5 protein-coding genes are annotated in these 4,430 nt (G+C 74.9%); 1 reads left to right on the top strand and 4 read right to left on the bottom strand.

All coding sequences use genetic code 11. The features are described 5' to 3' along the window. Window positions 1-220 precede the first annotated feature (220 nt). Window positions 221-847 carry a hypothetical protein gene (locus tag ACFUEL_RS35805; protein WP_380241780.1) on the bottom strand — a complete coding sequence of 209 codons (627 nt, stop codon included), beginning with the start codon at window positions 845-847 and terminating at the stop codon, window positions 221-223. 181 nt (window positions 848-1,028) lie between these two features. Further along, window positions 1,029-1,481, bottom strand: a complete 453-nt coding sequence (locus ACFUEL_RS35800) for a MarR family winged helix-turn-helix transcriptional regulator (protein WP_380241778.1) — start codon at window positions 1,479-1,481, stop codon at window positions 1,029-1,031. Window positions 1,482-1,588: 107 nt separating this feature from the next. On the opposite strand from ACFUEL_RS35800, the gene ACFUEL_RS35795 reads away from it, so the two are divergent. Then, the gene (locus ACFUEL_RS35795) at window positions 1,589-2,419 is read left to right on the top strand and encodes an alpha/beta fold hydrolase (RefSeq protein ID WP_380241776.1); all 831 of its coding nucleotides are present in this window, start codon (window positions 1,589-1,591) and stop codon (window positions 2,417-2,419) included. A gap of 32 nt (window positions 2,420-2,451) precedes the next feature. Here ACFUEL_RS35795 and ACFUEL_RS35790 read toward each other — a convergent pair whose 3' ends face one another. Next, window positions 2,452-3,273: an ABC transporter permease gene (locus ACFUEL_RS35790; RefSeq protein ID WP_380241774.1), complete on the bottom strand. Its 822-nt coding sequence runs from the start codon at window positions 3,271-3,273 to the stop codon at window positions 2,452-2,454. After that, the gene (locus ACFUEL_RS35785; protein WP_380241772.1) at window positions 3,270-4,217 is read right to left on the bottom strand and encodes an ABC transporter ATP-binding protein; all 948 of its coding nucleotides are present in this window, start codon (window positions 4,215-4,217) and stop codon (window positions 3,270-3,272) included. The genes ACFUEL_RS35790 and ACFUEL_RS35785 overlap by 4 nt, the downstream gene beginning before the upstream one ends. Window positions 4,218-4,430: the final 213 nt, after the last annotated feature.

Here is a 4,430-nt window from a genome sequence, read left to right as displayed (position 1 = left end):
AGATCGAGCCACACGGCCCCATCGAGACCGAAGCAGCCCGCCGCCTCGCCGACGACCTCAACAATCAGTAGCAGGCCAATTACCCCACACTTTCTGAGGCCCGCACCCACCTCGGCCGGGGCCCGCGGACCCGCAGCCCCCGTCGGCCCCGGGAACGACGGAGCGCCCGTCCGGACCGCTCGCGGCGGTCGGACGGGCGCCCGGGGTACGGCGGGGCGGCTCAGCCCTGGTACGGGTTGCCGCCCGGGGCCTGCGGGTACTGGCCCGGGGCCGGCGGGTACTGCCCGGCGGGCTGCTGGGGCGGGTACGGGGCCGCGGGCTGCTGGGGCGGGTACGGGGCGGCGGGGGCCTGCGGGTACTGGCCGGGGACGCCCGGGGCGCCCGGGTACTGGGCGGGCGCGGCCTGCTGCGGGTACTGGCCGGGGACGCCCGGGGCGCCGCCGATCAGGCCGTTGACGAAGGTGTCCATCTCGGCCCGCCACATGCGGTGGACGTTCATCCGGGTCGGCTTCGGCTCGTTCGGCAGCTGGAAGCGCAGCGAGCTCCACAGGGTGTTGCGGCGCACGTCGCTGAGCGAGGCGCGGGCCTGCTCCAGCGGGATGACGTACAGGACTTCCTGCGGGCGGTTGCTGATCCGGGAGGTGCGGTGGATGACGACCACCCGCTGGGTCAGCGTGACGAAGTAGTACTTGATGAACGCCTGGCCGATGATGCCGAGCACGCCGTTCATCAGCCAGGGGCTCGGGCCCGTGATGGTCTGGATGATGGCGACCGGACGGTCGTTGGGCTCGACCTGGGCGATCGCGTCGGCGACCTGCTGCTGAATCGTGGACTTGACGATCGCCATCTGGCGGGGCTCCCGGCTGTTCCAGCGCACGCCCCCGTCGGACGCGCTGTGAGCGCGTGACTCTAACAACCGGACGGGGTGCGTTCAACGGACAGATCAGGCATCCCGGGCGTCATGGCCAGATTTTCACTGAACTGATACCGGCTGTGGGAACTTGTCGGCAATGTGACGTAGCGTCACCTCAGGGACGGGTCTGCCGCGGCGACAGGTGCCGGGCCAGGACGTCCAGCGCGGCGGTGACCTCGGCGAGCCGTACGGGGTCGGGGTCCGGGCCGAGCGCGGCGGCGAGCGCGGTGTCGACGCCGGCGGCGCGGACGGCGGCGATCCGGGCGGAGGGGCGTTCGGCGGGGCGGACCAGGGTGCGCCGCCGGTCGGCCGGGTCCGGTTCGGTGCGCACCGCGCCCGCCTCCTTGAGCCGGGCCACCGCCGCGGAGATCTGGCTCTGCGGGAGCCCGGTGCGGGCGGCGATCTCGCCGACGGTGGTGCCGGGGTGGGTGCTGATGTCGCTGGCGGCGACCAGGGTGTTGCGGGTGCTGCCGGGGTGGCGGCCGCTGCCGCCCGGGGGTTCGGGCAGGGCGTCCTCGCCGATCTTCATCAGGGCGCGGCCCAGCAGGAACAGTTCGACTCCGTCCATGGCCCCGATGCTACATCGAACTAGATGCATCTAACTTGATGCATCGAGTTCGATGGATTACCGTGGCGGGCGGAGCGGCGGACCGACCGCCGCGGAGGGGGATCCCGATGTCCGTCACCGGCACGCTCGCCGTACCCGGCGCCGTCCTGCACCACCGCACCGAGGGCACCGGCCCGCTGCTGCTCATCTCGCAGAGCGGCGAGGGCGACGCCGACCGCACCGTCGACCTCGTCCCGCACCTGGCCGACACCTACACCGTGCTCACCTACGACCGGCGCGGCCTGTCCCGCAGCCGCCTCGACCACCCCGAACGGGGCACCAGCCTGGCCGAGCACGCCGACGACGTCCGCCGGCTGCTGGAGGCGGTCGCCGACGGGCCCGCGCTGATGCTCGGCTGCAGCTTCGGCGCCGTGATCGGCCTGCACGTCGCCGCCCGGCACCCCGGACTGCTGCGCACCCTGGTCGCCCACGAGCCGGTCGCCCCCGGCCTGCTGGCCCCCGACGAGGCCGCCCGGCACCGGCGCGAACTCGTCGACCTCCAGGAGCTGTACGGGCGCGCGGGCCTGGCCGCCGTCCTCCCCGAGATCGCCCGGGTGCTCGGCATCGAGCCGGCCGCGGCCGACGCCGAACCCGGCCTCACCCCGCAGCCGCTCGACGCCCGGCGGGCGGCCGGCTTCGACCGCTTCGTCCGGCACGACTTCACCGCCGTCGTCGAGGACGTCCTCGACCTCGCCGCCGTCCGGGCCTCCACCACCCGGATCGTGCCCGCCGTCGGCCGCACCACCCCGCCCGCCGTGTTCGACCGCCACTGCGCCCAGGCCCTCGGCACCCTGCTCGGCACCCCGGTCGAGGTGCTGCCCGGCGGCCACAACGGCAACACCAGCCACCCCCGGGCCTGGGCCGCCCGCCTCAAGGAGCTCTTCGCACAGGCGGATTGATCCCCGCCGCCCCGCCGGGCCGGGCCGTGCCCTCAGACGTCCCGCCGCCGGACGGTCTCCACCGCCACCAGCAGCGAGCAGAGCGCCCAACCGGCCAGCACCAGCCAGGCGGTGGTGACCGTCGGCTCGTACCGCCCCATCGTCGCGACGGTGTTGTGCGGGTTGAGCGCCAGGCGCTGGGCGGCCTTCAGCGGCAGGCAGTTGCCGATCCGCTTCAGCAGTTCGTAGCGGTCCCCGCCGAACAGCATCGGCAGCAGGAACAGCAGTCCCACCAGGGCCGAGACGGTGGCGGTCGAGTGCCGCAGCAGCGCCCCGAAGGCCATCCCGACCAGCGCGCAGACCGGCACCACCAGGGCGTACCCGGCGACCGCCCGCAGGCAGCCGTCGTCGCCGATGGACAGGCCGGCGTGCCGGGACGCCAGCAGCGCGTTCGTGCCGAAGAACGAGGCGCAGGACACCGCCGCCCCCAGCACCAGCGTCACCCCGGCCACCAGCAGGGCCTTCGCGGTCAGCACCGCCCGCCGGTCCGGCACGGCCGCGAAGGTGGTGCGGGCCAGGCCGGTCGCGTACTCGCCGAAGACGGTGATCGCGCCGAAGACGGCCGCGGCGAGGGTGACCAGGTCGCCGGCGGGGGTGCTCAGGCCGTGCCACAGCGGGTCGTAGCGGTAGCCGGACGGGAGGTGCGGGGACGGGTGGTCGAGGTAGACCAGGTCGCTGCGGACGGCGTTCAGGTTCATCACCACGGCGGCCAGCGCGGCCAGCAGCAGCACCCAGTAGGTGGAGCGCAGCGAACGTGCCCGGATCCACTCGGCGGCGACCAGGTCCCGCAGCCGGGGACGCGGTTCCTCGTTCACCGGAGCTCCCCTCCCGCCACCGCGCGGTGCTCGGCGTGGCCGTCGGTCAGCTCCACGAAGACCTGCTCCAGCGCGGACGGCAGTTCGGCCAGCCGGTGCAGCACCAGCCCGGCGCGCAGGGCGAGTTCGCCGATCCGGGCGGCCGGGAGGCCGGAGACGGTGCAGCGGTCCGGGCCGTCCGGGCCACCCAGGCCACCCGGGTCTTCCGGGTCGAGGTGCGCGCCCTCGGCGGCGAGCAGCGGCAGCAGGCGTGCCAGGCCGGGCGCGGCGACCTCGACCCGGACGGCGGCGCCGCGCGCGGCGAACGCGGCGAGCGGCTCGTCGGCGAGCAGCCGGCCCCGGCCGAGCACCACCAGGTGGTCGGCGGTGTGCGCCATCTCGGCCATCATGTGGCTGGAGAAGAACACCGTCCGCCCCTCCGCGGCCCACTGCCGCAGCAGCCCGCGCAGCCAGCGCACGCCCTGCGGGTCCAGGCCGTTGAGCGGTTCGTCGAACAGCAGCACCGGCGGGTCGCCGAGCAGCGCGCCCGCGATGCCCAGGCGCTGCTTCATGCCCAGCGAGTAGTCGCCGATCCGGCGGTCGGCGGCCGCGCCGAGGCCGACCAGTTCCAGCACCTCGCCGACCCGGCCGGCCGGGATCCGGTTGCCCCGGGCGAGGGCCGCCAGGTGGGCCCGGCCGCTGCGGCCGCCGTGCACGTCCTGGGCGTCCAGCAGGGCGCCGGCCCGGCGCAGGCCGCGCGGGCGGGAGGCGAACTCGGCGCCGCCGACCAGGGCCCGGCCCGAGGTGGGGCGGACCAGGCCGAGCAGCATCCGCAGCGTGCTGGACTTGCCCGCGCCGTTCGGGCCGAGGAAGCCGGTCACCCGGCCCGAACGGACGGTGAAGGAGAGGTCGTCGACGGCCCGGCGCGGGCCGTAGCACTTCGTCAGTGCGATCGCTTCGATCATGCGGCCCACCGTCCCGCGCCCGCCCCCGCCCGCACATCGGCCCGCCGGGCACAGCGCCCCGCCCGGCATGCGCCCGGGGGCGTACGCCCGCGGGCCGATTCGCCCGGCCGTGCCGCCGCCTAGTAGTGCTTCGTTACGTTGGGTGATCTTGCCTGTTGGTGGGCATTCTTCAGGTGTGAAGCTGGGGGATGTGGAGCGGCTCCGTGGTGAGTT

The organism is Kitasatospora sp. NPDC057198, assembly GCF_042670125.1.
Lineage (GTDB): Bacteria > Actinomycetota > Actinomycetes > Streptomycetales > Streptomycetaceae > Kitasatospora.
This window is presented reverse-complemented; position numbering and strand designations above follow the sequence as displayed.

What these genes read in the sequence shown, in the direction of transcription:
- ACFUEL_RS35805 (WP_380241780.1), bottom strand. Translation starts at nt 847, where the DNA reads ATGGCGATCGTCAAGTCCACGATTCAGCAGCAGGTCGCCGACGCGATC.
- ACFUEL_RS35800 (WP_380241778.1), bottom strand. Translation starts at nt 1,481, where the DNA reads ATGGACGGAGTCGAACTGTTCCTGCTGGGCCGCGCCCTGATGAAGATC.
- ACFUEL_RS35795 (WP_380241776.1), top strand. Translation starts at nt 1,589, where the DNA reads ATGTCCGTCACCGGCACGCTCGCCGTACCCGGCGCCGTCCTGCACCAC.
- ACFUEL_RS35785 (WP_380241772.1), bottom strand. Translation starts at nt 4,217, where the DNA reads ATGATCGAAGCGATCGCACTGACGAAGTGCTACGGCCCGCGCCGGGCC.